20 protein-coding genes are annotated in these 16,637 nt (G+C 50.4%); 15 read left to right on the plus strand and 5 right to left on the minus strand.

Features of this window, described 5'->3' with window-relative positions:
* The first annotated feature begins 153 nt into the window (after positions 1-153).
* From CJP46_RS06800 to CJP46_RS06820, 5 genes are all read left to right on the plus strand, one after another.
* A complete protein-coding gene (locus CJP46_RS06800; protein ID WP_143812927.1) occupies positions 154-1,170 on the plus strand; it encodes a hypothetical protein in 1,017 nt (338 codons plus the stop codon).
* A gap of 11 nt (positions 1,171-1,181) precedes the next feature.
* Positions 1,182-1,859: a DUF3995 domain-containing protein gene (locus CJP46_RS06805; RefSeq protein ID WP_094594795.1), complete on the plus strand. Its 678-nt coding sequence runs from the start codon at positions 1,182-1,184 to the stop codon at positions 1,857-1,859.
* Between the two features lie 168 nt (positions 1,860-2,027).
* Positions 2,028-2,846, plus strand: a complete 819-nt coding sequence (locus CJP46_RS06810; protein ID WP_094594796.1) for a helix-turn-helix transcriptional regulator — start codon at positions 2,028-2,030, stop codon at positions 2,844-2,846.
* A 106-nt stretch (positions 2,847-2,952) separates the two neighbouring features.
* A complete protein-coding gene (locus tag CJP46_RS06815; RefSeq protein ID WP_094594797.1) occupies positions 2,953-4,164 on the plus strand; it encodes a multidrug efflux MFS transporter in 1,212 nt (403 codons plus the stop codon).
* A gap of 41 nt (positions 4,165-4,205) precedes the next feature.
* On the plus strand, positions 4,206-4,799 hold the full coding sequence (locus CJP46_RS06820) for an isochorismatase family protein (RefSeq protein WP_094594798.1): 594 nt from the start codon (positions 4,206-4,208) through the stop codon (positions 4,797-4,799).
* A gap of 221 nt (positions 4,800-5,020) precedes the next feature.
* Here CJP46_RS06820 and CJP46_RS06825 read toward each other — a convergent pair whose 3' ends face one another.
* Complete coding sequence (locus tag CJP46_RS06825; RefSeq protein ID WP_094594799.1) at positions 5,021-5,932, minus strand: AraC family transcriptional regulator; 912 nt, start codon at positions 5,930-5,932, stop codon at positions 5,021-5,023.
* 106 nt (positions 5,933-6,038) lie between these two features.
* Positions 6,039-6,521 carry a nucleoside deaminase gene (locus CJP46_RS06830; RefSeq protein WP_094594800.1) on the minus strand — a complete coding sequence of 161 codons (483 nt, stop codon included), beginning with the start codon at positions 6,519-6,521 and terminating at the stop codon, positions 6,039-6,041.
* Between the two features lie 162 nt (positions 6,522-6,683).
* Here CJP46_RS06830 and CJP46_RS06835 point away from each other — a divergent pair, with 162 nt between their 5' ends.
* The 9 genes from CJP46_RS06835 (at position 6,684) to CJP46_RS06870 (ending at position 13,350) form a co-directional block, all read left to right on the plus strand.
* Positions 6,684-7,079, plus strand: coding sequence for a VOC family protein (locus tag CJP46_RS06835; RefSeq protein ID WP_094594801.1), 396 nt, complete (start codon positions 6,684-6,686; stop codon positions 7,077-7,079).
* 47 nt (positions 7,080-7,126) lie between these two features.
* The gene (locus CJP46_RS06840) at positions 7,127-7,585 is read left to right on the plus strand and encodes an NUDIX domain-containing protein (RefSeq protein ID WP_094594802.1); all 459 of its coding nucleotides are present in this window, start codon (positions 7,127-7,129) and stop codon (positions 7,583-7,585) included.
* A 113-nt stretch (positions 7,586-7,698) separates the two neighbouring features.
* On the plus strand, positions 7,699-8,142 hold the full coding sequence (locus tag CJP46_RS06845) for a GNAT family N-acetyltransferase (protein WP_094594803.1): 444 nt from the start codon (positions 7,699-7,701) through the stop codon (positions 8,140-8,142).
* A gap of 294 nt (positions 8,143-8,436) precedes the next feature.
* Complete coding sequence (locus tag CJP46_RS06850; RefSeq protein ID WP_094594804.1) at positions 8,437-8,868, plus strand: NUDIX hydrolase; 432 nt, start codon at positions 8,437-8,439, stop codon at positions 8,866-8,868.
* Between the two features lie 52 nt (positions 8,869-8,920).
* Complete coding sequence (locus CJP46_RS06855) at positions 8,921-9,100, plus strand: hypothetical protein (RefSeq protein ID WP_094594805.1); 180 nt, start codon at positions 8,921-8,923, stop codon at positions 9,098-9,100.
* 52 nt (positions 9,101-9,152) lie between these two features.
* Positions 9,153-9,407 (plus strand): hypothetical protein, encoded by a 255-nt coding sequence (locus CJP46_RS36085; protein ID WP_143812928.1) that lies wholly within the window; start codon positions 9,153-9,155, stop codon positions 9,405-9,407.
* Between the two features lie 384 nt (positions 9,408-9,791).
* Entirely contained in the window at positions 9,792-12,197 is a 2,406-nt protein-coding gene (nirB, locus tag CJP46_RS06860; RefSeq protein WP_094594806.1) for a nitrite reductase large subunit NirB, read from the plus strand.
* Between the two features lie 15 nt (positions 12,198-12,212).
* Positions 12,213-12,563 (plus strand): nitrite reductase small subunit NirD, encoded by a 351-nt coding sequence (gene nirD, locus CJP46_RS06865; protein WP_094594807.1) that lies wholly within the window; start codon positions 12,213-12,215, stop codon positions 12,561-12,563.
* Positions 12,538-13,350, plus strand: coding sequence for a formate/nitrite transporter family protein (locus tag CJP46_RS06870; protein ID WP_094594808.1), 813 nt, complete (start codon positions 12,538-12,540; stop codon positions 13,348-13,350). Before nirD ends, CJP46_RS06870 begins: the two co-directional genes overlap by 26 nt.
* 86 nt (positions 13,351-13,436) lie before the next feature.
* On the opposite strand, the gene CJP46_RS06875 is transcribed toward CJP46_RS06870, so the two are convergent.
* Positions 13,437-14,000 (minus strand): restriction endonuclease, encoded by a 564-nt coding sequence (locus CJP46_RS06875; protein WP_094595106.1) that lies wholly within the window; start codon positions 13,998-14,000, stop codon positions 13,437-13,439.
* Between the two features lie 184 nt (positions 14,001-14,184).
* Between CJP46_RS06875 and CJP46_RS06880 the strand changes: the two genes are divergently transcribed.
* Positions 14,185-14,736: a P-loop nucleotide/nucleoside kinase family protein gene (locus CJP46_RS06880; RefSeq protein WP_094594809.1), complete on the plus strand. Its 552-nt coding sequence runs from the start codon at positions 14,185-14,187 to the stop codon at positions 14,734-14,736.
* A 116-nt stretch (positions 14,737-14,852) separates the two neighbouring features.
* Here CJP46_RS06880 and CJP46_RS06885 read toward each other — a convergent pair whose 3' ends face one another.
* Together CJP46_RS06885 and CJP46_RS06890 are read right to left on the minus strand one after the other, a co-directional pair.
* Positions 14,853-15,500: a DUF2306 domain-containing protein gene (locus tag CJP46_RS06885; protein WP_094594810.1), complete on the minus strand. Its 648-nt coding sequence runs from the start codon at positions 15,498-15,500 to the stop codon at positions 14,853-14,855.
* Between the two features lie 29 nt (positions 15,501-15,529).
* On the minus strand, positions 15,530-16,588 hold the full coding sequence (locus CJP46_RS06890) for a DJ-1/PfpI family protein (protein ID WP_094594811.1): 1,059 nt from the start codon (positions 16,586-16,588) through the stop codon (positions 15,530-15,532).
* Positions 16,589-16,637: the final 49 nt, after the last annotated feature.

The following is a 16,637-nucleotide window of genomic DNA, read 5'->3' on the forward strand; positions in this document are numbered from 1 at the left end:
AACGGTCCTCTGGAAGCGTTTCAAACCATGTACCCTCATGTATCATCATTAACGAAGTCGAAGCTTGCAGATCTTCGCTTCTGCAAATAATACATGATAAGGGTGAGTGCGATGACTGCGATTGTTCAACGGGAAAAGGGGACCGGTGGATTTTTGAATCGATGGCCAGCTTGGATCGGCAGTGCAGCGATCATCTGGTCGCTGATCTACGGGGGACTTCAGCTTTACTGGCTGCAAGGCGGAGGCGGATATCCTTTTAAACAGGGGAACATGGGGATATTTTCTGCCCTAATCACCTATATTCCCCAACATACGGCCGGTCTGATTTCAATGACGCTCTGTTTTGCCGGCGTATTTGTTGGTATTGCCATGCATAGCGACCGGAACGGCATTTTTCCGCGTTGGCTGATACAAGGCTATGCTTGGGGATTCGCTATCACGTTAATTTTGTTGATCCCGGATATCAGCTTGATCATGAGTATGGCTTACGCATTTTTATTTAAATTCACTTTTACCGGGCAAATGCTTTATCAACTGGTCTGTATATTAGGCGCTTGCCTGTGGGCGTTTGCCGGATTGGGATACCGGCGTAAATCGGTACATGCCTGCATGCATTGCGGGCGAACGGAAGGCGGGAATCACCGGTTGCTGGATAGGCTTGGTCGCATCGCAACGGTTATTGCCGCTTTAGCCCCCGTTCCGTATGCGGTATCCCGGTTTGCTTGGGCACTTCATATTCCTATGGGGGTCGACCCAAGCTTCGTACGGGACTTCCCTAGGATGAATCCGATGGCTTATGTAACGGAATGGGTGTTTGGCTCGTTATGCATTGGCGGCGGTCTGTTGACCCTTGGACTGATCCAGAAATGGGGAGAAGTGTTTCCGCGTTGGTTTCCATTGGTAGGGGGTAAAAGGGTGCCCATATCACTGGCGGTCATTCCCTCCCTGTTCGTAGCCGTTCCGGTCACTGCGGCTGGCGTCGTTTTTAGTTTTGCATATTTGGGTATCCGCTTCAACTTCATCCCACTCGATGGTTTCCCGCTGAACGCTGTTCAAGGGGGCATCGGCCCGATGATATTATGGGTGCCTTGGGGAGTGGCGCTTGGCATAGCCGCCGTCACTTACTATTACCGTCGCCGCGGCGGTTGCGGATATTGCAACCGGGCTTAGGGGGGATGGCCATGAACAAAGATCATACGAGCGAAACTTCGACCACCCAGGTAATGAATGCCTTTGAACGCTTTACTAAGCGATCGATTTGGCCCGCATATGCAGGTTTCTGGTGGGCGCTGCTTTACGCCGTTTTTGTACGCTTTTATGAAGCGGCTGCCGGTACCATTGGCGGTTTTGGACAACTTTCCGATCCAGATGCGTTCAGCTTGGCCAGCTATGGAGCGGGTGTATTGATCATGATCTGCGGTTTCATTCTGCTGGGTCTTGTCAAGCCATGGGGTCTCACGGTTCCTGTCTGGGTACCGCATTTCAGGCACAAAAGGATTCCACGCCTGTTCATCTTGATTCCCACGCTGTTCAGCTCCGCGATGCTTATCGCCCATGGAACGACAGGGATCGTAACCAAAACGCTGTTTCTGATCGGGGCTATTCCCTTAGAGCTGCAAGGGTGGGCAGTCATTGACAAAGAACGGCTTGCTGTATGGGATCTCTTCTTTTACGAACCTTGGTTTCTTATCATGGGCATTTTGAGCGGACTGGCAGCCGCGTACTATGCTCATGCTACCGGGGTAATGCTGCCAAGATTCCGGCAGTGGGTGATTCGATTTGTTGTGATCGTATCTCTTCTGACTTTACTATTAATTGCGTCGATCGTATTTGGATTTTCCAATATTTTGAGTTTTTGATATCTTTGACTACAGCCATAATTATCATGTATGATCCGATTTAGGAAAGTTGAGGGTTTATATACCAAAAGCCGCTAATTTAGCGGCTTTTTGAACTCGCTCTTTACCTTGATCCTATGATTTATCAGATAAATAATTTATGACATTAATCAAAAAAGCGGGAGACCCATGAACAGTAATCAGCTTTTTTTTCACATCCATTATTGCAACGGACGTACATGGAAGCATCCGCGCCGGCTGTCCAGAACCTTGTCGCATCACGCACTTGTGCTGGTTACCAGAGGAGGCGGCCGCATCACGATCGGTGGAACGACAACAGCCATCCAAGGAGGTATGCTGTACTATATCGCTCCAGGAGTCTTTCATTCAGTCGAGCCCGGCGGAGAGGAATCGGCCGGCTTCCTGACCGTACACTTCAGCTGCTCCCGTATAATCCTGAACGATAGAGGATGGGAGGTTACGGACGAAAACCCTGAGATCCCCTTAGAACCGATCCTCTCAATCAAAGATGCTCATTCGGTTCTAGACTTTTTCCACCGGCTTGTGGACTGCTGGCTGGCCAAGCTCCCGGGGTATGAATTCATGAGCAAAATCCTGCTTCAGCAGCTGTTCGTCGCTATCTATCAGCATATTAAGCAGCAGCATGCTCCGGACGCCGTTTCTTTGAAAGTGGAAAAAGTTATTCATTACATGCACCAGCACGTCAAAGGTAAAATCACGCTTGGCGAACTGGCGGAAACGGTCCAGTTATCTCCTGCATATTTGTCGCGGACATTTAAAGAAAACACCGGATATTCCGTGATCGGATTTTTTAACAAGCTCAAAATCGATAAAGCCAAGGAGCTGCTTTTAGAAGGTGATCTCAAGGTCAAGGAGGTCGCAGGCGAGTTGGGATTCTCGGATGAATTTTATTTCAGCCGCATGTTCAAAAAAATCGAGGGCGTCAGCCCTTCGGAATTTTACAGCAAAATTGTCCATGGTCATTAAGATCGTGCATGGTAAGAGGTCTTGTTTCGCGTTAGTATGAGGTTGTTATTGTTCATGTCATTAGAACAACAGCAACGGATTACAGCAGAAAGGAGGCCTTTTTGGCATGCCGATATGGAAACGGAACTTGATCGTATGCTGGTTCGGCATGTTTGTCACCGGTGTCGGGATGAGCCAGATAGCGCCGATCCTGCCCCTGTATATAAAGCAGCTTGGCGCAGACAATGCGGAATCGGTGGCGCAGCTCTCCGGGTTGGCTTTCGGGGCGACCTTTATCATTTCGGCCATTTTCTCTCCGATCTGGGGGAAAGCGGCGGATAAATACGGACGCAAACCGATGCTTTTGCGGGCGAGCTTGGGTATGGCGGTTGTCGTAGGCAGCATGGGATTTGCTCATCATGTCTATGTGTTGATCGGCCTTCGCCTGCTGCAGGGCGTTATTACCGGATACAGTACGGCATGCACGACGCTCATCGCCACGCAGACGGATCAGGAGCATGCGGGTTATGCGCTCGGCACATTATCAACCGCTAATATTGCGGGATCGCTCTTGGGGCCGACAATTGGCGGATTCGTCGCGGAAAACTTTGGACTGCAAAATTCGTTTTTTATTACCGGTGTGCTGCTGTTTATTGCGTTTCTGACAACCGCCTTTTTCGTCAAGGAAAACTTTGTCCGTAAACATCAGACGGCGCCGAGCCTCAAGGATGTATGGGATGCCGTTCCGGAAAAGAGCTTGACGGTGACTCTGTTCGTAACCTTTTTCGTGTTGACGGTTGCCCTGTATTCGGTAGAACCGATCATCACCGTCTACATCACGCAGATTTCCGGTAATGCGGCGCATGTTGCCTTAATGGCCGGAATAACGTTCTCGGCGTCGGGACTTGCGAATATTGTGGCTGCGCCCCGGCTTGGGAAGCTGTCCGACCGGATTGGAGCACATCGAGTCATCCTGGTCGCCCTGATCGCTGCAGGCGTCCTATTCATTCCTCAAGCGTTCGTACGGAATGCCTGGGAGCTGATGGGACTGCGTTTTCTGTTTGGCCTGACGGCAGGGGGACTAACCCCATCCATCAACATCCTGCTCAAAAAAATTACACCTCAGCGTCTGACCGGCCGAATATTTGGTTTCAATATGTCGGCAGGATACCTGGGCGTGTTTGGCGGTGCTTTACTGGGAGGACAGATCGCCGCATTCTTCAGCACACGCGACGTTTTCTTTATCACGGGCGCATTGCTGCTGCTGAATGGGGGTTGGGTATACTTTAAGCTGTACCGGAAGCTGAACCGCCAAGAAGCCGTGCTAGCAAAAAACTAAAAAAGGACTCAGTACAATTAACCTTAAAAGGAGCGATTTACATGGGAGAACTTCAGCAACGAGAAGGAACTTTGAAAGCGGAAAAGACGGCATTGGTGGTCATTGATCTGCAGCAGGGAATCGCAGCCAGCGGGCGGCAAGCCGCCCCGCATTCCAGCACGGAAGTGATCGGCAACGCCAGCAAAATGGTTGAGGCTTTTCAAAACAAGGGAGCATTCATCATATTCGTCAAAGTATCATCAATGGATGGGAGGGACATGCTGAACCCGGATACGGACACAAAGGCGGCTCCGATGCAGTGGCCGGAAGGGTGGGACCATCTGCTGCCCGAATTTGCCCACGTTCCCGGCGCGCATGTGATCACCAAACGGCAATGGGGTGCATTTTTCGGCACGGATCTCGATCTGCAGCTTCGGCGCCGCGGCATTGATACAATTGTCCTGTGCGGCATATCGACATCCATCGGCGTGGACACGACAGCCCGTGAAGCCTATCAGCATGGATACCACCAAGTGTTTGCCGAAGACGCGATGACTGCATCTACTAAGGAAGAGCACGATTATGTGTGCGGAACCATTTTTCCTCGCATCGGAAAAGTCCGCACTGCCGAACAAATTGTGGACATGCTTAAATAGATCTGGTCTTCGTGAAGAGAGCAATTCGATACGGACGTAAGAAAAACGTCTATCGACGTACCTTCAAAGAAGACAGACCGCGTTTAGCGGCAGTTTTCCTTGCGATTATAGAATGGTTCAGCTCTGCTGAAAATTTTTCAGCCCCTATCTCATCGAGATGGGGCTGATTACTTTTCTTGTGGATCAGCGTGTGGTCAATTAAACGGATACTAGGGTCACCATTACTGAATAGAGGCTTGTTTCAAATCGCTTCTAGGCGGCAGGCCAAACAATCGGGCATACTCGCGGCTGAACTGGGAAGGACTTTCATAACCAACCTGGAAAGCGGCATCGGCTGCTCCCATTTGTTCGCTGATCATGAGATGCCTCGCTTCCTGGAGTCTGATCCGCTTCTGGTACTGCAGCGGGCTCAGGGCTGTGACCTGCTTGAAATGTTTATGAAAAGACGAAGCGGCCATGTTTACTTCCTTGGCCAATTCCTCGACGCGAAGCGGCTTGGAATAATCGCGATGAATTAGCTGAATGGCCTTGGCAATGGCGTGCGCCTGGCTGCCGATCACCGCAAACTGCTTGACCAAATGTCCATGTTCGCCCTGCAGAACGCGGAACAGAATTTCACGAGTAATCAAGGGAGCCAGAATCGGAATTTCAGCAGGTTGGTCGATCAATTTCACCAGCCTCAATAACGCATCCAGCAGTTGGGGATTAGTCTTGCCTAAAAATATACCGCTTCCCGGCTCCGACTCTTCGGGCCAGGACAGATCCGAATGCTGCAAAATATCCAGAATTTGATCCGGCGTAAACTCCAAGTGAAGTCCAATGAACGGAATTTCAGGCGAAGCCTGGGTAATTTCGCTTTTAATCGGGAGATGGACGGAAGTCACGAGGTATGTGGTCGGATTGTAATGATAAGTTTCATGACCGAGTGCTGCCGATTTGGCGCCTTGGACAACGAAACACAAAGAAGGCGCGTACATGCTATGTATAGGTTCGGACGTTGCCGTGGCCCGCATCATATGCAGCGAAGGGATCTCCGTCATATGTAATCCGTCCGTCTGCAAGAACTGGTTTAACCGTGCGGATAATTCAGGCAAATACGGTTCAAGCCCGGTGGGTTGCATCTCTAAATCCATTTTTGAAACGCCTCCTAGTTCAAACATACGGTAAGAATAACAAAGGAGATGGAATCAGGCAAGAATGATGCAAAGGATGACCGATCAGTAACACAGTGGGAGGGGGTTACCGATCCTTCGCATGAAACTGGCGATGAAGATCGCGCAGCTGCTCAGCAAGCTCAGGGACAGGGCCGTCGATAACCGTGTCGCGAATCACATCCTGGATCGGCAGGCTGCGTACTCGTGATGGAGCAGCTCCGATTTCCTCCAGCCATTGCATCAGCTGCTTGGACGAACTGGCATAAACAATCCTGCCTAATCCAACCCAGCCGTGGGCCGCAGCGCACATCGGGCAGTGCTCGCCTGAGGTATAGACCGTTGCTTTGCTTCGTTCTCCCGTCGTCATGTTCCGGGCCGCCCAGCGAGCCAGCTCAAATTCCGGATGCCGGGTATGATCGCCGCCGGCTACGCGGTTATGATCTTCCGCAAGTACCTGACCATCGGCAGAGACAAGTATGGAGCCAAAAGGCTCATCTCCTACCTCAAGAGCGGCTTTAGCCAATTCCACGCAGCGTCTGAGATGTTTCAGATCATGATCTTGGATCATCATAAGGACCTCCTATATGGCATGAAGAAGCTGATTGATACAGTCAATTTCTTCTTTTTTCTGATATGCGATGATGTTAACATGGACAAGGGCGGAAGGGGAAATATAAAAATGATTCAGTTGGGTTGAGCTTTTTCATATACCAAGGAGGAGTGAAAAGTAATGCAAAAAAAACTGGGACATGTCACGCTACTGGTTAAAAACTATGATGAAGCGATAGAATTTTATACGGAAAAAGCGGGGTTTGTTCTGTTAACGGACAACGATTTCGGGAACGGCATGAGATGGGTCACCGTCGCACCGTCAAAGGATGCGCAAACCGCCATCGTATTTGTGGTGGCAGACACGGAGGCTAAGCTTGACAGGGTTGGAACCCAAGCAGCGAACCATGTATTCCTCGTCGTACAAACCGATGATTTCTATCGTGATTACGAACAAATGAAGTCAAACGGAGTCCATTTTTTCAGTGAACCGAAAGAGGTTCCCTGGGGGATCGAGGCGGTCTTCGAGGATCTCTATGGAAACCGTCACGACCTTGTCCAACATAACGGATTTTAAAGACGAAATCCATTCAACACATAACTCTAAGAAATCGTGAGGTTAGCATGAAGCCGATTAGAAACTCTGCTAAAGCGATCATCATTCAACATGAAAAATTGTTATTGACCAAAAATAAGGATAACGACGGATTTTTTTATCTATTTCCCGGCGGTGGTCAAGATCATGGTGAAGAGCTGAAAGAAACCCTCAAGAGGGAATGCATTGAAGAACTTGGAGTCCAAGTTGAGGTGCAGGACCTTGTTTACGTGCGCGAGTATATAGGTAAAAATCATGAGTTCGCAGCCTGGGATCAAGGCGTTCATCAAGTGGAGTTTTATTTTGTCTGCTCGCTTGCCCAGGAAGCGCCGGCACGGATGAACGGAACCAATCCCGATCAGGATCAGATAGGCGTTGAGTGGGTAGACATTCGTCATCTCGATGACATCAGGCTGTATCCGAAACCACTTGGCCATATTTTAATGAATAATGAAGTGAATGTCCGATATCTTGGTGATGTGAATTAAATGATTGCTGGGATATAAAAGCTTCCTATAACAATTTTATACCAACCAGGCAGGATGCCCAAATGATACGATGTAAGGGATCGTTCATCTAATAGTCCTGGAGGAATTGGTTTATGGGTATTGTTCTGAAGCCGGTGACCGCTAAGAACTGGTATGCTTGTACGAAGCTAAGGGTAAAAAAAGAACAAGAAGAAATTTTTCCAGCACCAGTCGTTTATTGGATTGCTGAATCGAAATATGTCTGTGAATTTGAATTGCGCGCCATTCATAAGGATGACCTGTTGGTTGGATTCCTGGTCTTCTGTAATAAACCGGACGAGGAAGGGAATTTTTGGATACCAGCGATAATGATTGATCAGAATTTTCAGGGCAAAGGATTTGGAAAGGCAGCTATGCACAAGCTGATCGAAACGATGGCAAAAACGGACTGTGAAAAAATCATGATCGGCCACCGTCCTAACAACTTAACCGCGGGTCATTTATACGAATCTCTGGGATTTCTAAAGGTTAGCAATGAACTAAGGGATGGCGAGGTTGTTCGGTTGCTGCAATTATGAAATAAATATTATAAATACTTAGTTGAAAATAAGGGAAGCCGATCTTAGCGGCTTCTTTTTTTGCTAAAAAAGCACGTTGCATCCTTCCATATTGAATAATCGGACGTGATTTGAAAAACAAACTGACGATCATTGTCGCTCTTGTAGGTTATTTTTTATACTGCATACAGAATGTATGTTCTGTTATACTAAACAGGGGAATTATGGTAAAGCTGAGCTGTCCATTGAATTTCTAACTCCAGTTCCTCATATGGGGTCTAGATTAAATCGTTTGAATCCGAAGGGAGCGTTTTTATGTCAAAGTTAATCGGCTCAGCGGCAATTATTCTTGATACAGAGGGAAGAGTGCTGCTTGTGAAGCACAGCTATGTCAAAAACAATTGGGACCTGACTGGCGGTAAGGCGGAAGAGAATGAGTCGGCTCAGGAAACCGCAAAAAGAGAAGTGTTTGAGGAAGTCGGGTTGGAAGTAGTTATCGGTAACTTAACGGGGATATACTACGATCCGGACTATGACATACATCACTTCGTTTTCCTTGCAACCAGTACAGATAACCGGACGCCTCAGCCAAGCTCGCCTGAAATTGTGGAATGCGGATTCTTTGCAAGAAATGAACTTCCCAGACCCATTAGCGATTTTACATGCAGACGTATCGAAGATGCACTACGCAATAACAACGACTATGAGCTGTTCCACAAGGTGGGAGCAAGACAGTGGATCGAATAAAGAGCTGGAGGAGATTCATAAAGGTCTTCCTATAAAACGGAGAGGTGTAAACATGGATCTTGCACTCGAATTTATCCAAAGCATGAAGGTCACTCCCCCTACATACAGCCAGGTGAACAACGAAACGACAGCCCTAAATCTGATGATGGCAATGTTCAGAGAAGTCCACTACCATACAGGACAGATCATTTATATTGCCAAAATGAGAAAAGGCGAGCTAACTTGGGATTGAAAATAATCAGGAGCCGTAGTTTTGTACCTTGTTTACGGGAAGGGGTCGGGATATGGATAAAATGAAATGGGTGCTGCTGGCCATCTCTTCGTTGATATCGGCCGTTTGCTCGTTAAGGGCAGGATATTTGTGCCTGCATCCGATCATCCCCGAGACAGGTCCGGTCGGCGAGCCTCCTGAACCTGACCGTTATCAAGCTGTTATTTGGTATGTAGCTTCCGGGTTGTTTTTCATATCATTCATGATTGCTGCTATTCGCTACCTCATAGGTTGGGTGCAAGGGGGCTGGCGTATTCCTCATGATTAGGGATCGAGTCAACCGGACGATCAGCTATTATACGACCAAAGCAGGCTATTCGATAGAATACTCGATTGTTGGAGAAGGAGAGCCCATTCTGATGATGCATGGAGGTCATTCCAATTGCAATCCCCAGCGGGTCAGAAGCCTTGTGCTCAGGAGTATGATCGGTTCCTTCAGTCAGCTACCGACATCGAAGGTATAGAAGGCCATCCATCAGGGTGGCTTTTTATATTGCACTTCACACCGTTGAGATCCAGAGCAAAACACGCCGCAGAGTCCCTGACTATCGCGAATTTTTAGCTACTGTGATCTACTTCACAGGCAAAGCCTCCCATATCCGCTAGGATATAAATGTAATTAATTTCACAATGCTGCACGGGAGGCGTGTTTATGAGTAAACGATTGGTGATGATAGGCAACGGGATGGCGGGAGCGCGGTGTATCGAGGAGATTCTCCGCCGCGACCGAGACCGCTATGAGGTTACGATGATCGGGGATGAACCGTATCCCAACTATAACCGCATCATGCTGTCCCCTGTGCTGCAAGGGAAAACGACGTTTGAAGAAATCACGATCAACGATTGGGACTGGTATCGGTCCAATAACATACATTTGCTGTCCCAGGAACGGGCAGTAGAGATTGACCGGGCATCCAAAGAAGTCCGAACCGACCGGGGAACCGTGGTTCCCTACGACGAGCTGATTATCGCGACCGGATCCAGCGCATTTATTTTGCCTGTACCGGGACACCACCTGGAAGGCGTCATCGGCTTCCGCACGATTGAAGATACGAAAATGATGCTGGAAACGGCTAAACAGTACAAAAAGGCCGTTGTCATCGGCGGCGGATTGCTCGGCTTGGAAGCGGCGCGCGGATTGATGAATCAGGGGATGGAGGTCCATGTCGTTCATTTGCTGCCTCATCTGATGGAAATGCAGCTCGACGCTGCCGCGGCAAAGCTGCTTCAACAGGATCTGGAAGCCCAGGGCATGAAGTTTCTGATGGAAAAGAAAACGACCGAAATTTACGGTGACGGACGGGTACAAGGTCTTCGGTTTGAAGACGGTACGAACGTCGAATGCGATCTTGTGGTCATGGCCGTCGGCATCCGCCCGAATGTCGCGCTGGCGCGGGAAGCGGGTCTAGCGGTTGGCCGTGCGATTCAAGTCAACGACCTGATGCAGACGGCGGATCCATCGATTTATGCCGTCGGCGAATGCGCCGAACACCGCGGCGTTGCCTATGGCCTGGTGGCGCCATTGTACGAACAGGGCATCGTGCTTGCGGACCATCTTACGGGCCGGGCCACGGAAGGCTACACGGGCAGCGTGTTGTCCACGCAATTGAAGGTGGCGGGATGCGATCTGTTTTCCGGCGGAGAAATCCATGGGGATGCGAACACGAAAGCGATCGTCGTACAGGATGAGGTCGCAGGATCCTACAAAAAGATTTTGGTCCGGGATCACCGCATCGTCGGCGTTGTGCTGTACGGGGACGTTTCCGACGGGACCCGGCTGTTCAGCCTGCTGAAGAAAGGCAGCGATATTCAGGAGTATACGAGCGCCTCCGTGCTCCATAAAGCCGGGGGAGACAGCGGTCTCGATGTCGCGTCGATCAGCGCGGATGAAACGATTTGCGGATGCAACGGTGTAACCAAGGGCCGCATCGTCGGCGCCATTCTCGAAAACGGATTGACCACATTCGACGAAGTGAAAGCTGTGACCAAAGCCGGTGGCTCATGCGGCAAATGCCGCGGCATGGTTGAGGCGATCCTCGCCCATACGCTCGGCGACAAATTCGACGCATCGGCACAAAAAGCAGCAGGCATGTGCGCCTGCACGACGCTCACCCGTGACGAGGTGGTGGCTGCGATTCGCGAGAAAGGCCTGCAGTCGCCGCGGGAGACGCGCATCGTGCTCGGATTTGCATCCGAAGAAGGCTGCTCGAAGTGCCGTCCAGCGCTGAATTATTACCTGCGGATGCTGCATCCCGACACGTATGCGGACGATAAGGCTTCCAGATATGTCAACGAACGAATGGAAGGCAACATGCAGAAGGACGGTACATTCTCCGTCATCCCGCGGATGTATGGCGGAACGACGACACCGGAGGATTTGATTCGCATCGGCGTAGTCGCAAAGAAATACAACGTGCCACTGGTGAAAATTACGGGCGCCAGCCGCATTGGGATGTACGGGGTTCAGAAGGAAGACGTCCCGAAAGTTTGGGAGGAGCTGGAGATGCGTTCGGGATATGCTTACTCCAAGTCGCTGCGTAACGTCAAATCGTGCGTCGGTTCGAGATTTTGCCGATTCGGCACGCAGGATTCGTTAGGGCTTGGCATCCGGCTGGAACAGGAAATCGAGATGGTCGATACACCGCACAAAATGAAAATGGGCGTTACGGGTTGTCCGCGGAACTGCGCCGAGGTACTGACGAAGGATTTTGGCGTCGTCTGCGTGGAGAACGGATACCAGCTGTATTTTGGCGGAAACGGCGGGACTGAGGTCCGGGAATGCGACAGCCTGACGACGGTGGCGTCAGAGGACGAAGTGATCTTTTTGGCTAAAGCCTATGTGCAGCTGTACCGCGAAACCGGCATTTACGGTGAACGTACAGCTCCGTGGGTGAAGCGGATGGGCACGGATTGGGTGCGCCAAATGCTGACCAATGAGCAAGAGGCTGCCGGTTTGGCCAGCCGCTTCGAACATGCGAAGACAACGTATCGCGAAGCTTGGTCCGCTGCGCTGGAAGATGAAGAACGCCGCCGGATGTATACCGTGGAGAGACCGTAAGGGGAGGGAAAGCGCATGAGCGTGACGAGAGAAATGGTAAAAGTGATGAAGCTGGAGGAACTGAAGCCGCAGATTGGCAAGGAGGTACGTGTGCGAGATCAGTCGGTTGCCTTGTTCCGGCTGTCGAACGGGGAGGTGCGGGCGGTAAGCAACCGGTGTCCGCATAAGAGCGGTCCGCTGGCTGAGGGGATCGTGTCGGGTGAATTTGTCTTTTGTCCGCTGCACGACTGGAAAATTTCGCTGACGACAGGGGAAGTGCAAAAGCCGGACGACGGCTGCATCCAGACGTACGAAACCGCGGTTATCGACGGATACGTCTATATTGGAGGACTGAAGGAGCATGAAAAACACCATTCAGATCGTTGAAACCGCCGGGATAAACAAGGTTAGCCTCATGAACAGGAGTATAGGCAAATATCTGGTATCCTCCATGCTTGCCGGTTTGTTTGTCGGACTTGGCATTATTCTGATCTTTACGATCGGCGGCTTACTCGCGCCTGTCCACGCACCCGCCATGAAAATTGTAATGGGAGCCAGCTTTGGTATCGCCCTGAGCCTGGTCCTGATGGCCGGATCTGACTTGTTTACCGGCAACAATATGGTCATGGTGGTCAGCACGCTGAACAAGAAGACGACCTGGCTCGACACGATCAAAATATGGCTGTACAGCTATATCGGCAATTTTGCCGGTTCCTTGCTGGTCGCGGCGGTCTTCGTATGGACGGGATTGGCGAATGGGGGAACGGCAGAATTCATCAACAGCACGGCTGCCGCTAAGATGAATGCGCCGTTTATGGAATTGTTCATGCGGGGAATTTTATGTAACACGCTCGTCTGTCTTGCCGTCTGGTGCTCCATGAAGCTGAAGGAAGAGATCGCGAAGCTGGTCATGATATTCTGGTGCCTGTTCGCCTTTATTACATCCGGTTTCGAGCACAGCGTAGCCAACATGACGCTTCTTTCGGTTTCGCTCTTCATCCCGCACCCGGACACGGTGACCTGGGCAGGCCTTGCCGCAAACCTGATTCCGGTTACCCTCGGTAATATGATCGGCGGCAGCGTGTTCGTAGGGCTTGCTTATTGGTATATGACGAAAGATAAAGAGAAGGTGGAGATGGAGGCTCTGCCACAGAGCCAAAGGACCGCAAGTTGATGCGGCGCACGAAACAACGTCGTGAAATGATCATAAAAGCTGAACATGGCAGAGGTAAGGCGGCTCGGCCTACGGGGAACGCATGATCAGGTTGCTTTCTTGACTTTTGGTTTCCACGTTGGCTCCTCCGTTTCCGCAGGCTCCTCGATGATAGCCATCGCTTCATCATAACGGCGGCTTTTGAATAGAATGATCAGCTCTTCCAGATCTTCTCTGTCCAAAAGCTTCACCTCGTTCACGGCCGCCAGGATGCGGCAGGAATCGGTGTACCTGCCGGAAGTCAGCACGATTGCACGTTCAGCTTCATAGTAGCGCATGGAGGTATAAATCTCCTGAACCGCACCGATGCTGACCGGATTACTGTTCCCGTAACGTTTGGCCTGAAGGACGTTTCTCAGTCCGTTCTGATCCGTAAACACCAAGTCGGCGCCGAAGTCCCGGCTGGCTGTCGTCTGGTAAACTTCCCTATACCCAAGCTCATGAAACAGCCGGAAGAGATACAGTTCAAATTCGGAGCCATCCGCCATTAGATCGATATCCTTGATGGTGATTTTACGCGGATTCGCCTCCCGGCGGATCCTTCTTCTCCGGTTTCTGACCAAACGTATGACGAATAGGACGAGGAGCAGGGCAACCAGCCCGGCGATCATGATGGTCGTTGTATCCAAGGTAGTAGGCAAGATAGGTTTCCTCCAATATCCGAATGTTTGTTCCTATCCACTATATCAAAATCGCGTCAACTTCGGAAGTCATTTAATATCACATACGGGTTGCACATGAAGGCGAGAGAGTACAGTATATACATAAATAAAACATGGGGAGTGTGATCTATGTATGACCGATATGCCGGAAATCGAGAATGGGTTGGATCGGGAACGGGATCGTGACTCTGCTCTCGTCGTGCTCATGTGCGGAATCGCCGGTTCTGGGAAAACTACGTTTTCCCAGAGATTGGAGGAACGCGGGTTCATCCGTCTCTCTATTGACGAAGAGGTTTGGAATACGCACGGTCGCTATGGAATCGATTATCCCGTTGAAAAATACAGGGATTACTTGGATGAAGCACATGCAAACTTACGCAAAAAGCTAGTCACATTCATTCAAGACAAAATGCTGATTGTAGTCGACTCCAGTTTTTGGAGCCGTTCCGCTAGGGATGATTATAAAATGCTGATTGAAACCTCGGGAGGGAAGTGGAAGTTAATTTACTTGAAAGTACACCCTGATGAATTGCGAAAGCGTCTCGAAGTCCGAAGCCAACGTTTCGATGCGAATGCCGCGTTTCCTATAACCGAGGAGACGTTGAGCGCTTATCTTAACTCGTTTGAAGAGCCTCGGGGGGAAGGAGAGTTCGTTGTAGAAAATGAGGAAGGGCAACAACAATGACCGCCACACTCTGCTGCTTGTTCAGCGGATTGCCAAAAGGCTGCCGTACGCACGGCAGCCTTTCGTAGTTTTACAAGAAGAACATTAGCACTTCGCATCTCAAGCAGGATTTTTTATTACAGATCAACAGCAATCTTTCGCGATACCCCCATCGTTCTTATCAGAATATTTGGAACAATCAGAAGCAGCACGATCGTGCCGTACACGCCGATGGTATAACTCGAAGCATATTCTAACCCGAAGCCCTGATGGAAAATGGAAGTGATCAGGTGAATCAACAGATTCGTAAAACAAAAGGCATAACTTCGAATCATCCAGCTGCGGTGCCGGATGACTCGTTTCTTTTTAATCTGGACAAGGGCCGTCACGGTCATGAACAGCCATATCAAATTCAGCGCATTAAAAGCCATGCTCGTCATTTTTCCTCCAGTAGCGTAAGGCGCCATGTATCCGGAGGTTATCACGACAAGAAGCACCGATACCATATACACGTACCCGTTGATCCGGTGGAATTTGCGGCTTTTTTGAAAGATGACGTTGGAGAAATTGACAAGCCCAGCCGCCATGGCAATGCACGCAAAAGCAACATGTATGCGCATGACGCTTAACCAGACCGGTAGATGAAACTCCCGCCTAAGAGCGGTTTTATGGCTTAAAAAGCCTTCCGCACCGGGATCGAAAATATAGTTTTCCAATAGCGCGTATAAGATAAACAGAATGCTGACACAGGCTAATAGACCATACAAGGTTTTCCGTTTGTTCACTTCATTCACAACCCCCTATGCTCTTCAAATCATTGTTGAAAAGATGATTTCAAGCGTTTGCCGACGACTTTGGAGGCCGGAAGTACGCCGGCTTTGGCAACACCGTTCAGCTCGTCGCCGTTAACGTTGACTTCGAATTTCAGATTTAGCCGCAGCGGTTTGGTCACTTGCTGGGACCAGGTCAGCTTGCTGCCTTGAATAACGGGATTCAAAAACTTGACTGTTTCCTCCCCCTGGGTGGCCGTTCCGTGAACTACCCCATGAGTTGTTGCGATTGAGAGCTTGACATCCATTTTGCCCACGGGCGTTGTAATGGTCACATTCCACTCTCCGTCGAAGGCTGATTCCTGCTGGACGGATGGGTTATGCAGGGGACCGGAAGTTGAATTCACCGCCTCAGTACTTGGCGAAAGGGACGTTTCATCGACTGATGATGTTTTAATCGGGTCCGGTGCCATTCCTTGAGCCCGCCACACGGTTCCTCTCCGCTCGTATTCGAACAGCTGCTCGACGGCATGCGCGATCCGGGGTCCAAGCTCGCGCTCCACCAGATGCAGGGCGACATCGAGCCCCGAGGTCACGCCGCCGCCCGTCACGAGTCCGCCGTCGTCCACGACGCGTGCCTTGACGGGCAGGGCACCGGTCGCTCCGAGCACATCCATGCCCATATGATGGGTAACCGAATGTCTGCCTTCGAGCAGGCCTCCCATCGCCAGCAACAGGGAACCGCCGCACACAGTGGCTACGGTAATGTCTGTCTGCTCGAAGGCTTGCTTGAGCAAATCGGTCAATTCCGTATTTGCGGCCCGTCCCAGAATGGCCGGTATGGAGTCGGGACCGTCGCCTTCGACTTCCCCGGCGGCACCGGGAACGAGAATGATCCCCGCACGATCCGGATCCAGCTTGCTGCTTGCTTCAATGGGCAGCCCTTGGACGCCGCTGATCACGCTTCTTGGTCCTTCGGCGGTGACAAGCTGCACATTCAGCGCGTTATTCGACATTGTGGCAGCGGAACAAAAAACCTCATAAGGTGCAATGGCATCCAGTAGGTCGAAGCCGTCAAAAAGCACGATTTGAACGGTTAACATAGAAACATCCTCCTTCATGTAAGACCAAACCCCGTCCGCTCAACTTGTG

Source organism: Paenibacillus sp. XY044 (assembly GCF_002257645.1).
Taxonomy (GTDB): domain Bacteria; phylum Bacillota; class Bacilli; order Paenibacillales; family Paenibacillaceae; genus Paenibacillus_AQ.

Excerpts from the sequence above, each read along its gene's own strand:
- nirB (WP_094594806.1), top strand. The coding sequence starts at position 9,792 with ATGAGTAAACGATTGGTGATGATAGGCAACGGGATGGCGGGAGCGCGG.
- CJP46_RS06810 (WP_094594796.1), top strand. The coding sequence starts at position 2,028 with ATGAACAGTAATCAGCTTTTTTTTCACATCCATTATTGCAACGGACGT.
- CJP46_RS06815 (WP_094594797.1), top strand. The coding sequence starts at position 2,953 with ATGCCGATATGGAAACGGAACTTGATCGTATGCTGGTTCGGCATGTTT.
- CJP46_RS06820 (WP_094594798.1), top strand. The coding sequence starts at position 4,206 with ATGGGAGAACTTCAGCAACGAGAAGGAACTTTGAAAGCGGAAAAGACG.
- CJP46_RS06805 (WP_094594795.1), top strand. The coding sequence starts at position 1,182 with ATGAACAAAGATCATACGAGCGAAACTTCGACCACCCAGGTAATGAAT.
- CJP46_RS06845 (WP_094594803.1), top strand. The coding sequence starts at position 7,699 with ATGGGTATTGTTCTGAAGCCGGTGACCGCTAAGAACTGGTATGCTTGT.
- CJP46_RS06890 (WP_094594811.1), bottom strand. The coding sequence starts at position 16,588 with ATGTTAACCGTTCAAATCGTGCTTTTTGACGGCTTCGACCTACTGGAT.
- CJP46_RS06875 (WP_094595106.1), bottom strand. The coding sequence starts at position 14,000 with ATGATCGCCGGGCTGGTTGCCCTGCTCCTCGTCCTATTCGTCATACGT.
- CJP46_RS36085 (WP_143812928.1), top strand. The coding sequence starts at position 9,153 with ATGGATAAAATGAAATGGGTGCTGCTGGCCATCTCTTCGTTGATATCG.
- CJP46_RS06880 (WP_094594809.1), top strand. The coding sequence starts at position 14,185 with ATGACCGATATGCCGGAAATCGAGAATGGGTTGGATCGGGAACGGGAT.
- CJP46_RS06855 (WP_094594805.1), top strand. The coding sequence starts at position 8,921 with ATGGATCTTGCACTCGAATTTATCCAAAGCATGAAGGTCACTCCCCCT.
- CJP46_RS06870 (WP_094594808.1), top strand. The coding sequence starts at position 12,538 with ATGAAAAACACCATTCAGATCGTTGAAACCGCCGGGATAAACAAGGTT.
- CJP46_RS06850 (WP_094594804.1), top strand. The coding sequence starts at position 8,437 with ATGTCAAAGTTAATCGGCTCAGCGGCAATTATTCTTGATACAGAGGGA.
- nirD (WP_094594807.1), top strand. The coding sequence starts at position 12,213 with ATGAGCGTGACGAGAGAAATGGTAAAAGTGATGAAGCTGGAGGAACTG.
- CJP46_RS06830 (WP_094594800.1), bottom strand. The coding sequence starts at position 6,521 with ATGATCCAAGATCATGATCTGAAACATCTCAGACGCTGCGTGGAATTG.
- CJP46_RS06840 (WP_094594802.1), top strand. The coding sequence starts at position 7,127 with ATGAAGCCGATTAGAAACTCTGCTAAAGCGATCATCATTCAACATGAA.
- CJP46_RS06825 (WP_094594799.1), bottom strand. The coding sequence starts at position 5,932 with ATGGATTTAGAGATGCAACCCACCGGGCTTGAACCGTATTTGCCTGAA.
- CJP46_RS06835 (WP_094594801.1), top strand. The coding sequence starts at position 6,684 with ATGCAAAAAAAACTGGGACATGTCACGCTACTGGTTAAAAACTATGAT.